We start from the raw sequence: 21255 nt of genomic DNA, 5'->3' as shown, positions 1-21255 counted from the left end.
CCCAGGGCACGGCAGGGGGCTTCATCACAGCCGCTACGAGCGAACGAACCGCCGGTCAGGCTGTGTGCTGAACAGGGTGAGCACCCGCCTCACAGATCTCAAAGCCCCTGCTGCGACCGCGCCTTGAACGCCGCCTTGCGGGCCTCCTTGGCCACCCGCTTGTCCGGGTGGAGGCGGCCCATCGCCTCCAGCACGTCGGGGGTCGCGGGGTGGTCCACCCGCCAGGCGGCGGCGAAGAAGCCGCTGTGCTGTGCGGCCAACCCCTCGACCAGGGCCTGGAGTTCCTCTGAGTTGCCCTCCGCCTGGAGCTGTGCGGCGATGGTGTCGACGGTCAGCCAGAACACCAGGTCCTCGGTGGGCGGGGGCACATCGGCCGCGCCGCGCTCACTGAGCCACACCCGGGCGAGGCCGCCCAGTTCGGGGTCGTCCAGCACCTCGCGCAGCGCGGGCTCCGCCTCCGGGCCGACCAGGGACAGCGCCTGCTGGCAGTGCAGCCGCCGCAGCGGGGCCCCCATATCCACGCCTCGCGCCGCCGCCAGCAACTCCCGTGCGGCGGCGAGTGGTTCGCGCTCGGCGAGCCATCGCTCGGTCTCGGCGAGCGCGGCCTGCGGTCCGAAGGCGGCGGTGCCGTCGAGCAGTACGTCGGCGCCCTTGTCCGCGAGGTCGCCGACGGCCGGGGCCTCGAACCCGGCCTCCAGCAGCCGGGCGCGCATCCCGTAGACGCCGAGCGGGGTGAGGCGGACCATGCCGTAGCGGGAGATGTCGTCCTCGTCCGCGAACGCGGCGGGCTCGGTGTCGGCGTCGCCCATCAGCGCCTCGTCCACCGGCTCGTACTCCACCGCGCCGACCGGCTCAAGCAGCCTGAACTGGTCGTCCAGGCGCATCATCGCGTCGGAGACCTGCTCCAGGACGGCGTCGGTGGGCTCGTCCATGTCGCCGGGCACGATCACGGAGGCGGCGAGGGCGGGCAGCGGCACCGGGCTCTCGCCGGGGCCGTCCTCGCTGGCGGACAGGAGGTAGAGGTTGCCGAGGACGCCGTCGAGGAACTCCGCCTCGGCCTCGGGGTCCCAGTCCAGCGACGCGAAATCGATCTCGCCGCCCTCCTCCAGGGCGTCGACCAGACCGTCCAGGTCGGGCACGCTCGCGTCCTCCAGCACCGTCTCCAGGGCGGCCAGCCAGACCCCGAGCACGTCCTGCGGGGAGCCGCCCGTGAGCAGCGCGAGGGCGTCGCCGGGCGCCACGGTCCCGGTCTCCTCGTCGGTGATCTCGACGAGCCCGGCGTCCACCGCGACCCGCCAGGCCTCGGCGGCCTCGGCGGCGGCGTCCAACCCGTCGAGCCCGAGCAGCGCGGCGGCGGCCGGCAGCTGCTCCTCGACCAGGCTGCCGCCCGTGTCCACGCGCGTCTCGGGACCCGCCCAGCGGGCGAGGCGTGCGGCGCGGGAGAGCAGGGGGGTGGACAGCGCGGCGTGCGCCAGCTCCGCTTCGGGGCGCAGCCGCACGGGCGGCAGGGGTGCGCTGTCTGACATCGGCTGGTTCTCCTCGGACCGTGAAAGGGCTCGACCGCTCAGCCTAGACGGGTTTCCCCCCGTGCCCCCCGGTTCATCCCTCCGCCATCACCCGTCCATGGCCTGAACCTTGACAACTCCCGTCGCCAGGCAGGAGATTGACGCGCGTAGAAGTCGGGGGAACGACTGTTCACTCGGCTCTGCGCGCGTCACTGAGGGCCACCAGCCCGACACGCAACCGCATTTCCACCCTCGTTACGGCGTTCTCGTATGTCCCCGGAGGCATCCCTTGCCGAGCAGGTCTTCCGCGCGTCTCGCCGCGCTCACCGTCGCCGCCGTGTGCAGCGCGACGTCCGTCGTCGTCCTCACCTCGCCCGCGCACGCGGACGCGGTGCGCGTCCACGACATCCAGGGCACCACCCGTCTCTCGCCGTACGCCGGTCAGAAGGTCGCGGACGTGCCGGGCATCGTCACGGCCGTGCGGGACTACGGCTCGTCCAAGGGCTTCTGGCTCCAGGACCCGACGCCGGACGACAACCCGGCCACCAGTGAGGGCGTGTTCGTCTTCACCAGCTCCGCGCCGAAGGCCGTCGTCGGCGACTCGGTCACGGTGTCGGGCACCGTCTCCGAGTACGTGCCGGGCGGCACCGCCTCGGGCAACCAGTCGCTGACCGAGATCACCAAGCCGGTCGTCACCACGGTCTCCAGCGGCAACGCGGTCCCGGCCCCGGTCGTCATCGGCAAGCACTCGGTGCCGGACGACTACACCCCCGCCGGGGACGCGAACGGCTCCGTCAACAGCGCCCAGCTGGCCCCCTCGACGTACGCCCTGGACTACTACGAGTCCCTGGAGGGCATGAACGTCCAGGTCGCGAACACCCGTGTGGTCACCGGCACGGACCCCTACGCCGAGCTGTGGGTCACCGTGAAGCCCGGCGAGCACCGCACTCCCCGGGGCGGCACCCTCTACGGCTCGTACGACTCCCAGAACACCGGCCGTCTCCAGATCCAGTCGCTCGGCGCGACCGCCGACTTCCCGCAGGCGAACGTCGGCGACACCCTCAAGGGCGCCACGACCGGCCCGCTGGACTTCAACCAGTACGGTGGCTACACGCTCGTCGCGAGCAGCCTCGGCACGCTCAAGAGCGGCGGTCTGGAGCGGGAGACGACGCGTGCGCAGTCCGCGCGGCAGCTCGCGGTGGCGACGTACAACGTCGAGAACCTGGACCCCTCCGACAACACCTTCGCGCAGCACGCGTCCGCGATCGTGAACAACCTGCGTTCGCCCGACGTCGTGTCCCTGGAGGAGATCCAGGACGACAACGGCGCCACCGACGACGGCACGGTGTCGGCGGGCGTGACGGTGAACAAGCTGATCGACGCGATCGTGGCGGCGGGCGGCCCGCGCTACGACTGGCGCTCGATCGACCCGGTCAACGACCAGGACGGCGGCGAGCCCGGCGGCAACATCCGCCAGGTGTTCCTGTTCAACCCGGAGCGGGTGTCCTTCGTGGACCGCGCGGGCGGCGACTCCACGACCGCCGTCGGCGTCACCAAGGACCACGGCAAGGCCCACCTGACCGCCTCCCCCGGCCGGATCGCCCCGGACGACGCGGCCTGGAAGGCGAGCCGCAAGCCGCTGGCGGGCGAGTTCGTCTTCCGCGGCAAGACGGTCTTCGTGATCGCCAACCACCTCAACTCCAAGGGCGGCGACCAGGCGCTGACCGCGCAGTACCAGCCGCCGACCCGCAGCTCGGAGACGCAGCGGCACGCGCAGGCGACCCTGGTGAACGCGTTCGTCAAGGACGTCCTGTCCGTCCAGAAGGACGCGAACGTCATCGCGCTCGGCGACATGAACGACTTCGAGTTCTCCGACACCGCCAAGATCCTGGAGGGCCGCGGCGAACTCTGGTCGGCGATCAAGTCGCTGCCCAAGAAGGAGCGTTACACCTACGACTACCAGGGCAACGCGCAGGTCCTGGACCAGATCCTGATCAGCCCGGAGATCAGGCGGAACGGTTCCTTCGCGTACGACAGCGTGCACATCAACTCGGAGTTCCACGACCAGATCAGCGACCACGACCCGCAGGTGCTGCGCTTCCGCCCGTAACCCTTCAGAGCTGCTTAGCGATATCTCGCAGAAGATTTAAGTGGAGCTGTACGGTCGAAGGTGCCGAGACTACGTCCATGACACCTCGCACCGCACCCTTCGGCCGTACGCTCTGCGCGATGGTCACCCCGTTCACGCCGACCGGAACGCTCGACGTGGACGGGGCGGCCCGCCTCGCCGCCCATCTGGTGGCCAAGGGCTGTGACGGCCTGGTCCTCAACGGCACCACGGGCGAGTCGCCCACGACGACGGACGCAGAGAAGGCCGAGCTGATCGCGGCGGTCCGCGCGGTGGTGGGCCCCGGGGTCTCCCTGGTCGCGGGCGTCGGCACGGCGGACACCCGGCACACCGTCGAACTGACTCACGCAGCCGAAAAGGCGGGCGCCGACGGCGTGTTGGTGGTGACGCCGTACTACAGCAAGCCCCCGCAGGAGTCGATAGAGGCGCACTTCCGCCAGGTCGCGGACGCGAGCGGCCTGCCCGTCATGCTCTACGACATCCCCGGCCGCACCGGCACCCGCATCGAGCCGGAGACGATGATCCGCCTCGCCGGACACCCCGGGATCGTCGCCGTCAAGGACTGCTCCTACGACTTCCTCGGCACCCAGAAGGTCCTCGCGGCAACGGAGTTGGCCTACTATGCGGGCTGCGACGAGCACATCCTCGCGCTGTACGCGGTCGGCGCGGCGGGCTGCGTGAGCACCGTCGCGAACGTCGTCCCGCGCCAAGTCGCCGCCATCCTCGACGCGTTCGAGTCCGGTGAGACGGCACGCGCCACCGAACTCCAGCTACAAGCAATGCCGTTGATCGAGGCGGTGATGGCCTCGGGCCTCCCCGGCACCGTCACGGCCAAGGCACTGCTGGAGCGGATCGGCCTCCCGGCGGGACCGGTACGGGCACCGCTGCTGCCCGCCGGCCGGGAGACGGCCGACGAACTGCTGCGGTGCCACGAGGAGTTGACCGGTGCCCGGTGAACAGGCCTTTGGCTAGGGACGGTTGGCGGCCTCACACACCCCCGAGGGCGGGTGCGCGGTCGGGCTCGCCCACGGGGAGACCGGGCTCGTCGCGCCGCCGGAACAGGGCGCCGGGCCACCACATCCACCGGCCCACGTCCAGGGTCAGCGCGGTCACCAGCACCGAGCGGACGATCACGGTGTCGAGCAGGACGCCGAAGGCCACCGCGAACCCGAGCTCGGCCGCGAACACCAGTGGCAGGGACGCCATCGCGGCGAAGGTGCCGGCCAGCACGAGCCCGGCCGAGGTGATCACGCTCCCGGTGGCGGACAGCCCTGTCAGCGCGGCGCGCCGGGTGCCGTGCCGCTGCGCCTCCTCGCGTACCCGGGTGACCAGGAAGATGTTGTAGTCGATCCCCAGGGCGACCAGGAACACGAACGTGAGCAGCGGGAAGGAGGCGTCCGCACCGGCGAAGTGGAACAGGTGGTCGAAGACCAGGCCGCTCACCCCGAGGGCCGCGCCGAACGACAGCACCACGGTCGCCATGAGCAGCAGCGGCGCGACCACCGCCCGCAGCAGCAGCGCGAGGACGAGCAGCACCGCGATCAGTACGGCGGGGATGATGACCCAGTCGTCGCGGGCGGCGGCGTCCCGCACGTCGAGCACGATGGCCGTGTTGCCGCCGACCTGGGCGTTCGCGCCCTCGATCCGGTGGACGGCGGCCCTGGCGCGCTCGACGGTGCGCATCGCGGCCGGGCCGCTGGGGTCGTCGTCCAGCTCCCCGAGCAGGAGGGCGTCGCCGCCCCGGACGACCGGCGCCGCGACGCCGGTGATCCCCGGGACGCCGGACAGCGCCGCCCTCACCCGCTCCGCCGAGGCCGCCGAGGTCACGACCTGGACGGGGTCGCCGGACCCCGCCGGGAAGTGCCGGGCCCTGATCTCCTCGCCGACGGCCATCTGCGGCTTGCCGGTGAACTGGGCCGTGTCGGCGAGGCCGTCGGCCTTGAGCCCGAACACCCCGAGCGCCAGGGCGCCGAGGGCGAGCGCGGTACCGATCCACACGGTGCGCGGGCGACGGGCGACGAGGGCGCCGACCCGGGCCCAGACACCTCCGCCGTCCGGGTCCGCGTCCGCCGGTCCTGCCGCCGGGGCCGCCCCCGGCCCCGCCGCCGTGTACGACGGCCGGACCGGCCAGAAGACCCAGCGTCCGCAGACCACCAGCAGGGCCGGCATCAGAGTGACCATGGCGAGCAGCCCGACGAGGATGCCGACGGCGCAGGCGGGCCCGAGCCCCTTGGTGGAGTTGAGGGTGGCGAGCATCAGCAGGGTCAGGCTGACCGCGACGGTCGCGGCGCTGGCGACGAGCGCGGGGCCGGAGCGGCGCAGCGCCTCGGCCATCGCCTCGTGCCGGTCCTCGTGGCGCCGGAGTTCCTCCCGGTAGCGGGAGATGAGCAGGAGCGCGTAGTCGGTGGCGGCGCCGAACACGAGGACGGTCAGGATGAAGCCGGTCTGGCTGTTGACGGTGAGCCCGGCGTGCCTGGCCAGCAGGTAGATCAGCGCTTCCGAGGCGGCCAGGGCGCCGCCCACGGTCAGCAGCGGCAGCAGGGGGAGCACGGGGCTGCGGTAGGTGAGCAGCAGGATCGCGACCACCACGAGCGCGGTGACCGTCGTCAGGTCGCCGCCTCCACCGAAGGCGCCGATCGAGTCGGACGCGTAGCCCACCGGTCCGGTGATGTGGACGCCGAGGCCGTTCGCGTGTTCCTCGCCGACCCGGCGCAGTTCACCGGCGACCTCAGCGAGGCCGTTCCATCCGGTCCGGTCCTTGCGGACCTGGACCACGGTCTGAATGGCCTCGCCGTCCCGTGCCTCCACCGGTCCCTGCGGGGGTCCGGCGACGCGGTCGAGGCGATGGAAGGCGCGGGCGTCGGCGCGGGCCTCGGCCAGGTCGGCGGGGGTGACGCCGCCGGGCCGGTCGTAGACGACGATCGCGGGCAGGGTGTCGGCGGGCAGGAACGCGCCCGCGCGCTCGACGACCTTCGTCGACTCCGCGTTGCCGGGGAGCCAGGCGGAGTTGTCGTTCTGCTCGACGTCCCCGAGTCGGCCCGCCAGCATCAGGGCGGGGACCAGCAGGACCGCCCAGAGGCCGACGCCGACCCACTTGCCCACGCGTCCCGCGGGCCATGAAGCCATTGTTCGCAGCATGTGGACTCCTCGGGGTTCAGCCGACGTGGGAGAGCTTGTCGGGGTTGGAGACGGCGTAGATCCCGCGGACCTGGCCGCCGTCCGGGGTGAGGTCGAGGACGAGTACGGCGTAGGGGGTGCCGCCCGCGAAGAGCAGCGCGGAGGGGTCGCCGTTGACCCTGCGGTAGGCGATGTCGAAGCCGTTGCCGGAGGCGGGGCCGAGGGCGGCGAGCAGCCGGGCGACCTTGCCGCGGCCCTGGAGCGGCTGGAGTCCTCCGGCCGCCTTGCCGCCGCCGTCGCCCCACAGCGTCACGTCGGGGGCGAGGATCTCCAGGAGGGCGTCCAGGTCACCGCCGAGCGTGGCGGCCAGGAACCGTTCGGTCACCTGCTGCCGTACGTGCGGCGCGGCCTCGTAGCGGGGGCGCCGGGCGTGGACGTGCTCGCGGGCGCGGTGGGCGAGCTGGCGGATCGCGGCGGGGGTGCGGCCGAGCATCTCGGCGATCTCGGTGTGGGCGTACCCGAACACCTCGTGCAGGACGAACACCCCGCGCTCCAGGGGCGTGAGCGTCTCCAGTACGACCAGCAGCGCCATCGACACGGACTCGGCGCGTACGGCCGCGTCGGCGGCGTCGGCGGCCTCCGGGGCGTCCGCCGAGAGGGGGCCGACGAGGGGTTCGGGCAGCCAGGGGCCGATGTACGTCTCCCGGCGGCGGGTGACGGTGGCCCGGTGGGCGAGGGCCGCGTTCATGGCGATCCGCACCAGATAGGCCCGCGGGTTGTCGATCGGCTCCGCCCCCGGCGCCCGGTTCCTCGCCGTCCACGACAGCCAGGTCTCCTGCAGCACGTCCTCGGTGTCGGCGACGCTCGCGAGCATGTTGTAGACGAGGGAGAACAGCAGCTCCCGGTGCTCGGCGAACGCCTGCGTCACGGCGTCCGCGGGCTCCTGCGCGGGTGCCTGCGGTGAGCTGGGCGGGGTGTCGGACATCGACCGGCCTCTCGTCGCGGACTCTTTCCGCACCCGAGAGAAATCGAGCCCGCCGATGTGTGACACGGATCTTGCAGAATGTGACCCAAGTCACTCACTTCTACGGCGACTTGGGCCGTGTACGGCTCACCGCGTACCGCTCACCGGGGGTTGTACAACACCCGCCCGAACGGCCACTCCTGGGCCAGCCACGCGCTGACGGTGCGATACAGATCGGCGTCAAGAGCGGCCCGCGACGCGGTGACCCAGGAACGGACCTGGACGGCACCGGGCTCGGCGCGGGACGGATAGATGTAGACACACCCGACGACCTCGCCGCCGGGGACCGACAGAACGGTGTAGGTGAACCCGGTCCGCCGCTCGAAGTCCCGCGCATGCCCGCGCAGATCGGCGAGGTTGGCCTCGGGCGACATCCCCTCCGGCGGCGGCCACGGCCGCCCGGCGTAATCGGGAGTGCCCCGGATGTACTCGATGCTGGACGTCCAGGCCGCGTGATCGGACACGTTGTGCCCCGGCCCGAGCGGCTCCAGCCGGAAGCGCTCGGTCACGGGCGGATCGGGCACGACGAACTCGGGCGCGACAAGGGGCTCTTCGGACGACGAGGTCATGCCCGGAGGCTAACTCGCATGCCTCCGGGGCCCCTTGCCTTTCCCCGGAACGCCGAACGCCCTCCCCCGGCCGTCCTGGACCGGGAAAGGGCGCTCGAAGCAGGCGAGTTCGGACCGCCGCGTGTCAGTTGTGGCTGTGCAGAACCTCGTTCAGCCCGCCCCACACCGCGTTGTTCGGCCGGGCCTCCACCGCGCCCGTGACCGAGTTGCGGCGGAAGAGGATGTTGGAGGCGCCGGAGAGTTCGCGGGCCTTGACGATCTGGCCGTCGGGGAGGGTGACGCGGGTGCCCGCGGTGACGTAGAGGCCGGCCTCGACGACGCACTCGTCGCCCAGCGCGATGCCGACGCCCGCCTCGGCGCCGACCAGGCAGCGCTCGCCGATGGTGATGATGACGTTGCCGCCGCCGGAGAGGGTGCCCATGGTGGAGGCGCCGCCGCCGATGTCGGAGCCGTCGCCCACGACGACGCCCGCGGAGATGCGGCCCTCGACCATGGAGGTGCCCAGCGTGCCCGCGTTGAAGTTGACGAAGCCCTCGTGCATGACCGTGGTGCCCTCGGCCAGGTGCGCGCCGAGGCGGACCCGGTCGGCGTCGGCGATGCGCACGCCCTTGGGGGCCACGTAGTCCGTCATGCGCGGGAACTTGTCGATCGAGGTGACCTGGAGGTGCAGGCCCTCGGCGCGGGCGTTCAGCCGCACCGTCTCGATGGCGTCCACGGCGACCGGGCCGAGCGAGGTCCAGGCGACGTTGGCGAGGTGGCCGAAGATGCCGTCCAGGCTCACGCCGTGCGGCTTGACCAGGCGGTGCGAGAGCAGGTGCAGGCGCAGATAGGCGTCGTGCGCGTCCACCGGCTTCTCGTCCAGCGAGCCGATGACCGTACGCACCGCGACCACGTCCACACCCCGGCGGGCGTCCGGTCCGAGCGCGGAGACGACCTTGTCGCCAAGGAGCTCGGCGGCCCCGTCGGCCGACAGCCGCTCGGTGCCGGAGGGACCCGGCTCGGCGACCAGCTCGGGGGCCGGGAACCAGGTGTCGAGAACGGTGCCGTCGGCGGCGATGGTGGCGAGACCGGCGGCGACGGCGCCGGTGGTGGTACGGGAAGCGGTGTCGGTCATACGGAGAACCTAACGTGCAGTGGGGGCAGGTACGCACCCGCGCGCGCTCGCGCCGGGTGTGCGAAGGCGGCGGCACCCGTAGGCGCCGCCGCCTCGCTCACAAAGGCTCACGAAGGAGAGCCCGAGGGGACCTCAGACGTTGAACCCGAGGGCCCGCAGCTGCTCGCGGCCCTCGTCGGTGATCTTGTCGGGGCCCCACGGCGGCATCCAGACCCAGTTGATGCGCAGCTCGTTGACCAGGCCGTCCGTGGCGGACTTGGCCTGCTCCTCGATGACGTCCGTGAGCGGGCAGGCCGCGGAGGTCAGGGTCATGTCCAGCGTCGCGACATTGGAGTCGTCGATGTGGATGCCGTAGATCAGGCCGAGGTTGACGACGTCGATGCCCAGCTCGGGGTCGACGACGTCGTACAGGGCCTCACGGAGTTCCTCTTCCGAGGCCGGCTTCATCTCAGCGGTGTCGGTCATGCCGTCTTCCTTTCGGCTTCGGCGCCACCCAGCGCCTGGGCCGTCGCGTCCTTCCACGCCATCCAGCTCAGGAGGGCGCACTTGACGCGGGCCGGGTACTTGGAGACACCGGCGAACGCGACCGCGTCCTCCAGCACCTCCTCCATCGCGTCGTCGGGCTCGATCCGGCCCTTGGACTGCATCAGCTCCAGGAAGGTCTCCTGGATCTTCTGCGCCTCGGGCAGGTCCTTGCCCACCAGCAGTTCGTTGAGCACGGAGGCGGAGGCCTGGCTGATGGAACAGCCCTGCCCCTCGTACGACACGTCGGCGATCCGGGTGCCGTCGTACTTCACCCGGAGGGTGATCTCGTCGCCGCAGGTCGGGTTCACATGGTGCACCTCGGCGTCGCCGTCCCTGAGGCCACGCCCGTGCGGATTCTTGTAGTGGTCCAGGATGACTTCCTGGTACATGGAGTCCAGCTTCATGCGATCGCTCGTCCCGTCAGCCGAAGAAGTTCCGTACGTGCTCCAGCCCCTCGACCAGTGCGTCGATCTCGGCGGGCGTGGAGTACAGGTAGAACGACGCCCGCGTGGTCGCCGGAATTCCGTACCGCAGGCAGACCGGCCGCGCGCAGTGGTGGCCGACGCGCACGGCGATGCCCTGCTCGTCGAGGACCTGGCCCACGTCGTGCGGGTGGATGTCGCCCAGCGTGAAGGAGATCGCCGCGCCCCGGTCCTCGGCCGTGGAGGGGCCGATGATCCGCAGGTCCGGGACCTCGGTCAGCCGCTTCACCGCGTACTCGGTGAGGGCGTGCTCATGGGCGAGGATCTTGTCCATGCCGATCGAGTTGAGGTAGTCGATCGCGGCACCGAGACCGACCGCCTGGGCGATCGGGGGCGTGCCCGCCTCGAACTTGTGCGGCGCCGGGGCGTACGTCGAGGAGTGCATCGAGACGGTCTCGATCATCTCGCCGCCGCCGAGGAACGGGGGCAGGTCCTCCAGGAGTTCCTGGCGGCCCCAGAGCACACCGATGCCGGTCGGGCCGCACATCTTGTGGCCGGTGAAGGCCACGAAGTCGGCGCCGAGCGCCTGCACGTCCAGCGGCATGTGCGGCGCGGCCTGCGAGGCGTCGATGCACACCAGCGCGCCGACCTCCTGGGCGCGGCGCACGATCGCCTCGACCGGGTTGACCGTGCCCAGGATGTTGGAGACCAGCACGAAGGAGACGATCTTCGTCTTCTCGGTGATGATCTCGTCGATGTTGGACAGGTCGAGGCGGCCGTCGTCGGTGAGGCCGAACCACTTCAGCTTCGCGCCGGTGCGCTGCGCGAGCAGCTGCCACGGCACGATGTTGGAGTGGTGCTCCATCTCCGTGATGACGATCTCGGTCTCGTGGTCCACCCGGTAGGGCTCGTCGGCCCAGCCCAGCATGTTGGCCACGAGGTTGAGGGACTCGGAGGCGTTCTTGGTGAAGATCACCTCGTCGCGGCTGGGCGCGTTGACGAAGTCGGCGACCTTGTCACGCGCGCCCTCGTACAGCGCCGTGGCCTCCTCGGCGAGCACGTGCACGCCGCGGTGGACGTTGGCGTTGTATCGCTCGTAGTACTCGCTCAAGGCGTCCAGCACCTGGCGCGGCTTCTGCGAGGTCGCCGCGTTGTCCAGGTATACGAGCTTCTTCCCGTCGTGGACCTGGCGGTCCAGGATGGGGAAGTCCTTTCGGATCGCCTCTGTGTCGAGGAGGCCCGGCAGCTGAGTCACGCGGTTACGCCACCCTTCGTGTAAGCCTCGTAGCCCTCGTTCTCCAGCTTGTCGGCCAGCTCCGGACCGCCGGACTCGACGATGCGGCCACCGGCGAAGACGTGGACGAAGTCGGGCTTGATGTACCGCAGGATGCGCGTGTAGTGCGTGATCAGCAGGGTGCCGGTCTCGCCGGTCTCGCGGACGCGGTTGACGCCCTCGGAGACGATGCGCAGCGCGTCGACGTCGAGGCCGGAGTCGGTCTCGTCGAGGATCGCGATGTGCGGCTTGAGCAGTTCGAGCTGGAGGATCTCGTGGCGCTTCTTCTCACCGCCGGAGAAGCCCTCGTTGACGTTGCGCTCGGCGAAGGAGGGGTCCATGTGGAGGCGCTCCATGGTCTCCTTGACCTCCTTCACCCAGGTGCGCAGCTTGGGGGCCTCGCCGCGGATGGCGGTGGCGGAGGTGCGCAGGAAGTTGGAGACGGAGACACCGGGAACCTCGACCGGGTACTGCATGGCGAGGAAGAGGCCGGCGCGGGCGCGCTCGTCGACGGACATCTCGAGGACGTCCTCGCCGTCGAGGGTGACGGTGCCGCCGGTGATCGTGTACTTCGGGTGACCCGCGAGCGAGTAGGCGAGGGTCGACTTGCCGGAGCCGTTGGGGCCCATGATGGCGTGCGTCTCGCCCTGCTTCACGGTGAGGTCGACGCCCTTGAGGATCTCCTTCGTGGCGTTGTCGGCCTCGACGGTGACGTGCAGGTCTCGGATTTCAAGCGTTGCCATGGATGCCTCAGGACTCCTGGGAGAGGGAGACGAGCACGTCGTCCCCTTCGATCTTTACGGGGTAAACGGGGACGGGGCGCGTCGCGGGCGGGCCGGACGGCTTGCCGGTGCGGAGGTCGAAGCACGAGCCGTGCAGCCAGCACTCGATCTGGCCGTCCTCCACCTCGCCCTCCGAGAGGGAGACGTTCGCGTGCGAGCAGATGTCGTAGATCGCGTACACCTCGCCCTCGGTCTTCACGACCGAGACCGGCGTGCCGTCGAGCTCCACCCGCTTGGGGGTGTCCTCCGACAGCTCGCTCAGCCCACAGGCGCGTACGAAGCTGTTGGTGGTCATCCGACCGACGCCTCCAGCTCCTCCTCGATCTTGGCGAGCAGGCGCTCCTCGATGTCGGTGACACCGATCTGCTGGACCAGTTCGGCGAAGAAGCCGCGGACCACCAGACGGCGGGCGTCCTGCTCCGGGATGCCGCGGGCCATCAGGTAGAAGAGCTGCTCGTCGTCGAAGCGGCCGGTGGCGGAGGCGTGACCGGCGCCGACGATCTCGCCGGTCTCGATCTCCAGGTTCGGCACGGAGTCGACGCGCGAGCCGTCGGTGAGGACGAGGTTGCGGTTCATCTCGTAGGTGTCCGTGCCCTCGGCCTTGGCCTCGATGAGCACGTCACCGATCCACACCGCGTGCGCGTTGTCGCCCTGGAGCGCGCCCTTGTAGGCGACGTTGGACTTGCAGTGCGGGGTGTTGTGGGTGACCAGGAGGCGGTGCTCCTGGTGCTGGCCCGCGTCGGTGAAGTACAGGCCGTACAGCTCGGCCTCGCCGCCGGGGCCCGTGTACTCGACGCGCGGGTGGAGGCGGACCAGGTCGCCGCCGAAGGTGACGACCACGGACTTGAAGGAGGCGTCGCGGCCGATCAGCGCGTTGTGCTGGGCGACGTGCACGGCCTTGTCGTCCCAGTCCTGGACGGAGACGACGGTCAGCTTGGCGCCGTCACCGAGGACGTAGTCCACGTTGGCGGCGAGCACCGCGTCACCGGTGTGGTCGATGACCACGACGGCCTCGGCGAAGGCACCCAGCTCGATCACCTGGTGGCCGAAGGCGGTGCCGCCCTCGCCGTGCACCGCGATGCGGATCGGCTCGGTGAGGACGGTGTCCTTGGGCACGGTCACGATGCCGGCCTGCTCGAAGGCGGAGTACGCCTGGGCGGCGACGCGGTCCACGGGGGTGCCCCCCTTGCCGAGCCGGGCGTCGTCGCGGCCGACGGTCTCGACGGTGACGCCCTCGGGCGCCTCGACGGCGACCTTCACGCCCTCGCCGGTGGCGACGGCGGTGCCGTCGTGCAGACCGCGCAGGCGCTCCAGCGGGGTGAACCGCCACTCCTCCTCGCGGCCGTGCGGGACGGGGAAGTCCGCCACGTCGAAGGAGGGGGCCGCGCTCATGCGCGAGACGACGGTCGACTCCGCGGCGACCGCGATCGAGCCCGCGGTGGTAGACCCCACGGGGATGTTCTGAGCCTCAGCCATGGCTGTCGTAGTGCTCTCTTTCCTGAGTTCGGGCGGCTGCGGGGGTGGGGCGGTCTTAACCGACCGCGCCCTCCATCTGCAGCTCGATCAGCCGGTTGAGCTCCAGCGCGTACTCCATCGGCAGCTCCTTGGCGATGGGCTCGACGAAGCCGCGCACGATCATCGCCATCGCCTCGAACTCGGAGAGACCGCGGCTCATCAGGTAGAAGAGCTGGTCCTCGGAGACCTTGGAGACGGTGGCCTCGTGGCCCATGGACACGTCGTCCTCGCGGACGTCCACGTAGGGGTAGGTGTCCGAGCGGGAGATGGTGTCGACCAGCAGCGCGTCACACAGCACGTTCGACTTGGATCCGGCCGCGCCCTCGCCGATCTCGATGAGACCGCGGTAGGAGGTACGGCCGCCGCCGCGCGCCACCGACTTGGAGACGATGTTGGACGACGTGTTCGGCGCCATGTGGACCATCTTGGCGCCCGCGTCCTGGTGCTGGCCCTCGCCCGCGAAGGCGATGGAGAGGGTCTCGCCCTTGGCGTGCTCGCCCATCAGGTAGACGGCCGGGTACTTCATCGTCACCTTGGAGCCGATGTTGCCGTCGATCCACTCCATGGTCGCGCCCTCGTACGCCACGGCGCGCTTGGTGACCAGGTTGTAGACGTTGTTCGACCAGTTCTGGATGGTCGTGTAGCGGCAGCGGGCGTTCTTCTTGACGATGATCTCGACCACGGCGCTGTGCAGCGAGTCCGACTTGTAGATCGGGGCCGTACAACCCTCGACGTAGTGCACGTAGGCACCCTCGTCGACGATGATCAGGGTCCGCTCGAACTGGCCCATGTTCTCCGTGTTGATACGGAAGTAGGCCTGGAGCGGGATCTCCACGTGGACGCCCGGCGGGACGTAGATGAAGGAGCCGCCGGACCACACGGCCGTGTTCAGCGAGGCGAACTTGTTGTCGCCGACCGGGATGACCGTGCCGAAGTACTCCTTGAAGAGCTCGGGGTGCTCCTTCAGGGCGGTGTCGGTGTCCAGGAAGATGACACCCTGCTCCTCCAGGTCCTCGCGGATCTGGTGGTAGACGACCTCGGACTCGTACTGGGCCGCGACACCGGCGACGAGGCGCTGCTTCTCCGCCTCGGGGATGCCGAGCTTGTCGTACGTGTTCTTGATGTCCTCGGGCAGGTCCTCCCAGGACTCCGCCTGCTTCTCCGTGGAGCGCACGAAGTACTTGATGTTGTCGAAGTCGATGCCCGAGAGGTCCGAGCCCCAGTTGGGCATGGGCTTCTTCTCGAACAGCTTCAGGCCCTTGAGCCGCAGCTTCGTCATCCACTCCGGCTCGGACTTCTTGTCCGAGATGTCACGGACGACGGCCTCGTTCAGGCCACGCTTCGCTGCGGCACCGGCCACGTCGGAGTCGGCCCAGCCGTATTCGTACTTGCCCAGACCCTCGAGTTCGGGGTGGGCAGTCTCCGTGGGGAGAGTCATGCGGGGTTCCTCCCGGCCGTGCTTGCAGGTGCGTCGGTGATGGTCTTGGGGATGAACGTCGTGCAGACGCCGTCGCCGTGCGCGATGGTCGCCAGTCGCTGGACGTGGGTCCCCAGCAGCTCGGCGAAGAACTCCGTCTCCGCCTCGCACAGCTGGGGGAAGCGTTCGGCGACGTGGGCGACCGGGCAGTGGTGCTGGCACAGCTGCTCGCCGACCGGTGCGCTGCGCGCTGTAGCAGCGTACCCGTCCGCGGTCAAGGCCTTGGCCAGCGCTTCGGCGCGGTGCTCGGGAGCGACGCCTTCGACGGCCTTGCGATAGCCGTCCGCCTGGGCGGCGATCCGGGCGCGGGCGAAGGCGGCGACCGCCTCGTCCCCGCCCTCGCGGTCGGCGATCCAGCGCAGGGCGTCGACGGCGAGCTGGTCGTAGGACTGGTCGAAGGCGTCCCGGCCACAGGGGGTCAGGGCGAACACCTTGGCGGGACGGCCGCGCGTACGGGCGCCGTACACCCGCTGCTCGCGTGCCTCCACGACGTCGTCGGCGGCCAGCGCGTCGAGATGCCGGCGGACGGCGGCCTGGGTCAGCCCCAGCCTGCCTGCCAGCTCGGCGACGGTGGACGGGCCGTGATCCAGGATGGACCGCGCGACCCGGTTGCGCGTCGAACGCTCACCGGTCGCTAGCTCCTCCTGCGGGGTACCCACCGGGGTCTCCCGAGCCTCGCCGACGTTTTTCACAACGCCATTGTTGCGTAATTCCTTGGAGCCTGACAAGCCGGGCCCCGCCGGGCGGACGGTGCCCTGCGTCACTTAGGCACACCTAACCTGACCTGCGGAAACGATCTCCGGATCATCGTCGGCGACACCCCTCACCAGGCAAAAGCGGTGGCGCCCGATACCCCCGCCGGGCACACTCCGGCCATGCCGAAACCCGCCCCGAACGGCCCGCTGATCACCCGCGACACGATCTCCGCACGACTACGCGAACTGGGTGTCGAACCCGGCGAAACCCTTCTCGTCCACTCCTCGCTGAGTTCCCTCGGCTGGGTGAACGGCGGACCCGTCGCCGTCGTCCAGGGCCTCCTCGACGCCCTCGGCCCGACCGGCACGCTGGCCGTCCCGGCCCACTCCGCGGACCTGTCCGACCCGGCCCTGTGGCGCAACCCCCCGGTGCCCGAGGAGTGGTGGGAGCGCGTCCGGGCCACCATGCCCGTCTACGACCCCCGGACCACGCCCACGCGCGGGATCGGTGTGATCCCGGAAACCGTCCGCACCTGGCCCGGCACCCTGCGCAGCGCCCATCCGCACACCTCCTTCGCCGCCCTCGGCCCCCGCGCCGCCGAGATCACCGAGGACCATGCCCCCGACTGCCGCCTCGGCGAGCGCAGCCCGCTCGCGCGGCTGGAAAAGCTGGGCGCACGAGTGCTGCTGCTCGGCGCCGGGTACGACTCCTGCACCGCCTTCCACCTGGCCGAATACCGCGTGCCCGCGCCGCTGGTCCCGGTGGGGCGCCCCGGTCCCGAGGGATGGGAGACGGTGACCGAGGTGTCCATCTCCTCCGACCGCTTCGACGAACTCGGCCACGACTTCGAGCGGGACCGCCCGGTCGTGCGCGGCCGGATCGGCACCGCCGAGACTCGCCTCTTCCCGCTCCCGGACGCCGTGTCCTACGCCCAGCGCTGGCTGCCGGTGCACCGGCCCCGCGAGGAGGACTTCCCCGACCCCCGCGCCTGAGCGTCCGCGCGGCTCCCTAGACTCTTGGGTCATGCGAAGTGAGCCCGTGGTCCAGGTACAGGCCCTGGTGAAGCGATACGGCCAGAAGACCGCGGTGAACGGCCTCGACCTGGAGGCGCGGGCGGGGGTGACCGCCGTACTCGGTCCCAACGGCGCCGGGAAGACGACCACCGTCGAGACCTGCGAGGGGTACCGGAAGCCGGACTCCGGCACGGTGCGCGTCCTGGGGCTCGACCCCGTGCGGCAGTCCGCCGAGCTGCGGCCCCGGATCGGGGTGATGCTCCAGTCCGGCGGCGTCTACTCCGGCGCCCGCGCCGACGAGATGCTGCGCCATGTCGCCAAGCTGCACGCCCACCCGCTGGACGTGGACGCGCTGATCGAACGCCTCGGCCTCGGCTCCTGCGGCCGGACCAGCTACCGGCGGCTGTCCGGCGGACAGCAGCAGCGGCTCGCGCTCGCCATGGCCGTCGTCGGCCGCCCCGAGCTGGTGTTCCTGGACGAGCCCACCGCCGGACTCGACCCGCAGGCCCGCCGGGCCACCTGGGACCTGGTGCGCGACCTGCGCACCGACGGCGTTTCGGTGATCCTCACGACCCACCACATGGACGAGGCCGAGCAGCTCGCCGACGACGTCGCGATCATCGACGGCGGCCGGGTCATCGCCCAGGGCTCCCCCGAGGAGCTGTGCCGCGGCGGCGCCGAGAACACCCTGCGCTTCACCGGCCGCCCCGGACTCGACCTCGTCGCGCTGCTCAAGGCGCTCCCCGCCGACTGCACGGCCGCCGAGCTGACCCCGGGCACCTACCGGGTGACCGGCAAGATAGACCCCCAGCTGCTCGCCACGGTCACCTCGTGGTGCGCGCAGCACGGCGTGATGCCGGACCGGCTCTCGGTCGAGCGGCACACCCTGGAAGACGTATTCCTCGAGCTGACCGGCAAGGAGCTGCGCTCGTGACCACCCCCTCGGACACGACCGCCCCGGGCACCGCCGCCTCGGGCACCTACGCACCGAAGCCCGGAGCCGCGCCGCTCCCCCGCATGATCGCCGCGCAGGCCGCGCTGGAGACGCGGATGCTGCTGCGCAACGGCGAACAGCTGCTGCTGACCGTGGTCATCCCGACCCTGCTGCTCGTGCTCTTCAGCTCGGTCGACATCGTCGACACCGGCTCCGGCAAGGCCGTGGACTTCCTCGCGCCCGGCATCCTGGCGCTGGCCGTCATGTCGACCGCGTTCACCGGCCAGGCCATCGCCACCGGCTTCGAGCGCCGCTACGGCGTCCTCAAGCGGCTCGCCGCCTCGCCGCTGCCGCGCTGGGCCCTGATGACCGCGAAGACCGCCTCCGTGCTGGTCACCGAGGTGCTCCAGGTGATCCTGCTGACGGTCATCGCCTTCGCGCTCGGCTGGTCCCCGCACGGCAACCCGGCCGCGGTCCTGCTCCTGCTGGTCCTCGGTACGGCCGCCTTCTCCGGGCTCGGCCTGCTGATGGCGGGCACGCTGAAGGCGGAGGCCACGCTCGCCGCCGCCAACCTCGTCTTCCTGCTGCTGCTCGTCGGCGGCGGGGTGATCGTGCCGCTGGAGAAGTTCGGCTCCGCCGGGCAGCACGTCCTCGGCCTGCTGCCGATCTCCGCCCTCTCCGACGGTCTGCGCGACGTCCTCCAGCACGGCGCCGGAATGCCCTGGGGCGACCTGGCGATCCTCGCGGTGTGGGCAGTCGTGGGGCTCGCGGCGGCGGGGAAGTTCTTCCGCTGGGAGTAGACGGCTGGGAGGTGGGCAACGCGGTGTCTTGACCCGCGCACGTCTCTGACCTCGGGAAACCGGCGTAGCCCAGACCCTAGTGAAAGCGTGCACAAGCGGGCATCTACTATTACGCGCGTGCCAAAGCTGACCCCCGCCGACACCGCAGCGGCCCTGCGCAACCCGCTCGCCTTCATCGCCGAGCGCTGGACCCCGGACCCCCGTACGGTCCGCCGGGCCGCGCTCGCCGCACTCGTGATGGCGGTGGTCATCGTGGTCACCGGCGGCGCGGTGCGGCTGACCAGCTCGGGCCTCGGCTGCCCGACCTGGCCCACCTGCACCGCCGACTCGCTGACCACGACCCGCGCGATGGGCTTCCACGGCGCGATCGAGTTCGGCAACCGGATGCTGACGTACGTGCTGTGCGCCGCCATCGGCTGGGCGATCATCGCCGCGCGCTCGGCGAAGCCCTGGCGGCGGAGCCTGACCCGGCTCGGCTGGGCCCAGTTCTGGGTGGTCATGGGCAACGCGGTGCTGGGCGGCATCGTCGTCCTCGTCGGTCTGAACCCGTACACCGTCGCCGCGCACTTCCTGCTCACCACCGCGCTGATCACCGTCGCGACCGTGATGTGGCAGCGCACCCGGGAGGGCGACGGCGTGCCGCGCCCACTGGTCGGCGGGGCGGTACGGCAGCTGGTGTGGTTCCTGGTCGTCGCGTCCGTGCTGCTGATCGCGGTCGGCACGGTGGTGACCGGCGCGGGTCCGCACGCGGGCGACTCCAGCGAGGTCGAGCGCATCCCGCTCGACTGGGAGATGATCGCCAAGCTGCACGCGGTGCTCGCCTGGATCGTGGTGACGCTGACCTTCGCGCTGTGGTTCGTCCTCAAGGCGGTCGACGCCCCGAAGGGCCCGCTGCACCGCACGCGCGAGCTGTTCGTGGTGCTGCTGCTTCAGGGTGTCATCGGCTACGTCCAGTACTTCACGCACCTCCCCGAAGCCCTGGTCGCCCTGCACATGCTGGGCTCCTCGGTGATGTGGATCTGGGTGCTGCGCGTGCTGCTCTCGCTGCGGGAGCGTCCGCTCGACGCGGTGGCGGTGCCCGGCCCCTCGGCCGAGGTCAAGGTCGGCACCTCCGCCTGACCCGCGGACGGCTCAGCTCAGCCCGTACACCCTGAGCGCGTTCTCCGCCGCCACCATGCGGGCCACCCGGCGCGCGTCCGTCGGGGACCAGGCGCCCTCGGTGACCCAGGTGCCGAGGACGCGGTTGAGGGACTCGCGGAAGAGCTGGGCGGCGACGACGTGGAGTTCCGGCAGGGAACGCGCCCCGCTGGAGAAGAGGATCTTGCCGAAGGGCGCCAGCTCCAGGATCTCCGCGAGCACGGTGGCCGCGCGGGCGCCGGTACGGACGAGCGCGGCGCCGGAGTCGGCGTAGACGTGCGGGTGGGCGGCGGCCAGATGGGCCGCGTACCGGTGATGCGGATAGCCGTGCAGCAGGACCACGTCCGTGCCGAGGCCGGCCGTGGCCCGTACGAAGCCGGTCAGCGGACCGGGGTCGGCCGGGACGCCCGGGGCGCCGAGCCCCGCGTGCAGCTGGAGCGGCCGCCCGGAGGCGACGGCGGTCCACAGCAGATGGCGCAGCAGCACCGGATCGGTCGGCGCCTCCCCCACCCGCCGCCCCGCCAGCCAGCGCGAGGCCGCGCCCCGTACCTCACCGGGTCCGGGCGGCTCGGGCGAGAGCGCGGCACCGTCCGCGAGCCCGGCTCCGGTGGTGAAGGCGACGGCGTGCCCTGCAGCACCGTGCACCGACTCGGCCAGGTTGGCGAGGAAGGACGCGACGCTGCCCGAGGTGTCCGCGACCTGCTCGGCAAGCGGCTCAAGCCGTACGATCTCCCGCGCGTCGGCGTCCCCGGCGGCGGCCATCTCGTCGGGCCCGGTGAGATCCCCGGGCAGCCCGGTGTCGACCAGATAGGTCGTGATCCCGCTCCCCCGCAGCAGCCTGCGCCCCGCCTCCAGGACGCCCAGCTCCCGCCGCCGCGCCAGATACCGCGCGGGCGCGCAGTGCGGTTCGAGGCCGAGCAGCGGCGGACACCACCGCCGCACGGCGAACCCCGTCTGCGTGTCGAACAACGTGGTCCCCGCCGCGGGCGCCCCCTCCGTACGCCCCAACTGAGCCTCGAACGTCCCGAGCCCCAGTTCGGTCCGCAGCACCCCATGACAGTGCTGATCCACGAGCGACGCCGTATCGATCATCCCGAGCTCCCGTAGGACGGAGTGCCTTACCTGTCCTAACGGTGCGGATGAAGCTCAGGTGGCGCTGTCCAACCAAAAGGGGCGCGGGACCGTATCGATTTGCGGCTCCGCCGCGTGGGCGCGATCAGCCAC

20 protein-coding genes are annotated in these 21255 nt (G+C 71.1%); 6 read left to right on the top strand and 14 right to left on the bottom strand.

The window, feature by feature from the left end; translation table 11 throughout:
* Positions 1 to 98 precede the first annotated feature (98 nt).
* Positions 99 to 1526, bottom strand: a complete 1428-nt coding sequence (locus tag GTW40_RS24185) for a hypothetical protein (RefSeq protein WP_161182283.1) — start codon at positions 1524 to 1526, stop codon at positions 99 to 101.
* 268 nt (positions 1527 to 1794) lie between these two features.
* Here GTW40_RS24185 and GTW40_RS24180 point away from each other — a divergent pair, with 268 nt between their 5' ends.
* Positions 1795 to 3615 carry an endonuclease/exonuclease/phosphatase family protein gene (locus GTW40_RS24180; protein WP_161182282.1) on the top strand — a complete coding sequence of 607 codons (1821 nt, stop codon included), beginning with the start codon at positions 1795 to 1797 and terminating at the stop codon, positions 3613 to 3615.
* Positions 3616 to 3692: 77 nt separating this feature from the next.
* On the top strand, positions 3693 to 4589 hold the full coding sequence (dapA, locus tag GTW40_RS24175) for a 4-hydroxy-tetrahydrodipicolinate synthase (RefSeq protein WP_161182281.1): 897 nt from the start codon (positions 3693 to 3695) through the stop codon (positions 4587 to 4589).
* 31 nt (positions 4590 to 4620) lie between these two features.
* Here the strand turns inward: dapA and GTW40_RS24170 are convergent, their stop codons facing one another.
* The 12 genes from GTW40_RS24170 to GTW40_RS24115 all read right to left on the bottom strand — a co-directional run bounded on the left by GTW40_RS24170 (position 4621) and on the right by GTW40_RS24115 (position 16143).
* Positions 4621 to 6771: an MMPL family transporter gene (locus GTW40_RS24170; protein WP_161182280.1), complete on the bottom strand. Its 2151-nt coding sequence runs from the start codon at positions 6769 to 6771 to the stop codon at positions 4621 to 4623.
* A 16-nt stretch (positions 6772 to 6787) separates the two neighbouring features.
* Positions 6788 to 7735, bottom strand: a complete 948-nt coding sequence (sigJ, locus tag GTW40_RS24165; protein WP_161182279.1) for an RNA polymerase sigma factor SigJ — start codon at positions 7733 to 7735, stop codon at positions 6788 to 6790.
* 140 nt (positions 7736 to 7875) lie between these two features.
* Positions 7876 to 8343 carry an N-acetyltransferase gene (locus GTW40_RS24160; protein ID WP_161182278.1) on the bottom strand — a complete coding sequence of 156 codons (468 nt, stop codon included), beginning with the start codon at positions 8341 to 8343 and terminating at the stop codon, positions 7876 to 7878.
* Between the two features lie 124 nt (positions 8344 to 8467).
* Positions 8468 to 9457 carry a 2,3,4,5-tetrahydropyridine-2,6-dicarboxylate N-succinyltransferase gene (gene dapD, locus GTW40_RS24155; protein ID WP_161182277.1) on the bottom strand — a complete coding sequence of 330 codons (990 nt, stop codon included), beginning with the start codon at positions 9455 to 9457 and terminating at the stop codon, positions 8468 to 8470.
* Between the two features lie 132 nt (positions 9458 to 9589).
* Positions 9590 to 9922, bottom strand: a complete 333-nt coding sequence (locus GTW40_RS24150) for a metal-sulfur cluster assembly factor (RefSeq protein WP_161182276.1) — start codon at positions 9920 to 9922, stop codon at positions 9590 to 9592.
* On the bottom strand, positions 9919 to 10386 hold the full coding sequence (sufU, locus tag GTW40_RS24145) for a Fe-S cluster assembly sulfur transfer protein SufU (protein WP_161182275.1): 468 nt from the start codon (positions 10384 to 10386) through the stop codon (positions 9919 to 9921). Before sufU ends, GTW40_RS24150 begins: the two co-directional genes overlap by 4 nt.
* Positions 10387 to 10402: 16 nt before the next feature.
* Positions 10403 to 11659, bottom strand: a complete 1257-nt coding sequence (locus tag GTW40_RS24140) for a cysteine desulfurase (RefSeq protein WP_161182274.1) — start codon at positions 11657 to 11659, stop codon at positions 10403 to 10405.
* Positions 11656 to 12420 (bottom strand): Fe-S cluster assembly ATPase SufC, encoded by a 765-nt coding sequence (gene sufC / locus GTW40_RS24135; RefSeq protein WP_018545776.1) that lies wholly within the window; start codon positions 12418 to 12420, stop codon positions 11656 to 11658. Before sufC ends, GTW40_RS24140 begins: the two co-directional genes overlap by 4 nt.
* A 7-nt stretch (positions 12421 to 12427) precedes the next feature.
* A complete protein-coding gene (locus tag GTW40_RS24130) occupies positions 12428 to 12754 on the bottom strand; it encodes a non-heme iron oxygenase ferredoxin subunit (protein WP_161182273.1) in 327 nt (108 codons plus the stop codon).
* Entirely contained in the window at positions 12751 to 13935 is a 1185-nt protein-coding gene (gene sufD, locus GTW40_RS24125; protein ID WP_161182272.1) for a Fe-S cluster assembly protein SufD, read from the bottom strand. The genes GTW40_RS24130 and sufD overlap by 4 nt, the downstream gene beginning before the upstream one ends.
* 55 nt (positions 13936 to 13990) lie before the next feature.
* Positions 13991 to 15412, bottom strand: coding sequence for a Fe-S cluster assembly protein SufB (gene sufB, locus GTW40_RS24120; RefSeq protein WP_161182271.1), 1422 nt, complete (start codon positions 15410 to 15412; stop codon positions 13991 to 13993).
* Complete coding sequence (locus GTW40_RS24115) at positions 15409 to 16143, bottom strand: ArsR family transcriptional regulator (RefSeq protein ID WP_161182270.1); 735 nt, start codon at positions 16141 to 16143, stop codon at positions 15409 to 15411. The genes sufB and GTW40_RS24115 overlap by 4 nt, the downstream gene beginning before the upstream one ends.
* Positions 16144 to 16326: 183 nt before the next feature.
* Here GTW40_RS24115 and GTW40_RS24110 point away from each other — a divergent pair, with 183 nt between their 5' ends.
* The 4 genes from GTW40_RS24110 to GTW40_RS24095 all read left to right on the top strand — a co-directional run bounded on the left by GTW40_RS24110 (position 16327) and on the right by GTW40_RS24095 (position 20013).
* Positions 16327 to 17139, top strand: coding sequence for an AAC(3) family N-acetyltransferase (locus GTW40_RS24110; RefSeq protein WP_161182269.1), 813 nt, complete (start codon positions 16327 to 16329; stop codon positions 17137 to 17139).
* A 31-nt stretch (positions 17140 to 17170) separates the two neighbouring features.
* Complete coding sequence (locus GTW40_RS24105) at positions 17171 to 18094, top strand: ABC transporter ATP-binding protein (RefSeq protein WP_161182268.1); 924 nt, start codon at positions 17171 to 17173, stop codon at positions 18092 to 18094.
* 83 nt (positions 18095 to 18177) lie between these two features.
* On the top strand, positions 18178 to 18894 hold the full coding sequence (locus tag GTW40_RS24100) for an ABC transporter permease (RefSeq protein ID WP_202486347.1): 717 nt from the start codon (positions 18178 to 18180) through the stop codon (positions 18892 to 18894).
* Between the two features lie 108 nt (positions 18895 to 19002).
* Positions 19003 to 20013 carry a COX15/CtaA family protein gene (locus GTW40_RS24095; RefSeq protein WP_161182289.1) on the top strand — a complete coding sequence of 337 codons (1011 nt, stop codon included), beginning with the start codon at positions 19003 to 19005 and terminating at the stop codon, positions 20011 to 20013.
* Positions 20014 to 20025: 12 nt separating this feature from the next.
* On the opposite strand, the gene GTW40_RS24090 is transcribed toward GTW40_RS24095, so the two are convergent.
* A complete protein-coding gene (locus GTW40_RS24090) occupies positions 20026 to 21123 on the bottom strand; it encodes an amidohydrolase family protein (RefSeq protein ID WP_161182266.1) in 1098 nt (365 codons plus the stop codon).
* Positions 21124 to 21255: the final 132 nt, after the last annotated feature.

The sequence above is a fragment of the Streptomyces sp. SID4985 genome (assembly GCF_009863025.1).
Lineage (GTDB): Bacteria > Actinomycetota > Actinomycetes > Streptomycetales > Streptomycetaceae > Streptomyces.
The sequence above is the reverse complement of the archived record's forward strand: the minus strand, read 5'-3'. Positions and strand labels throughout refer to the sequence as shown.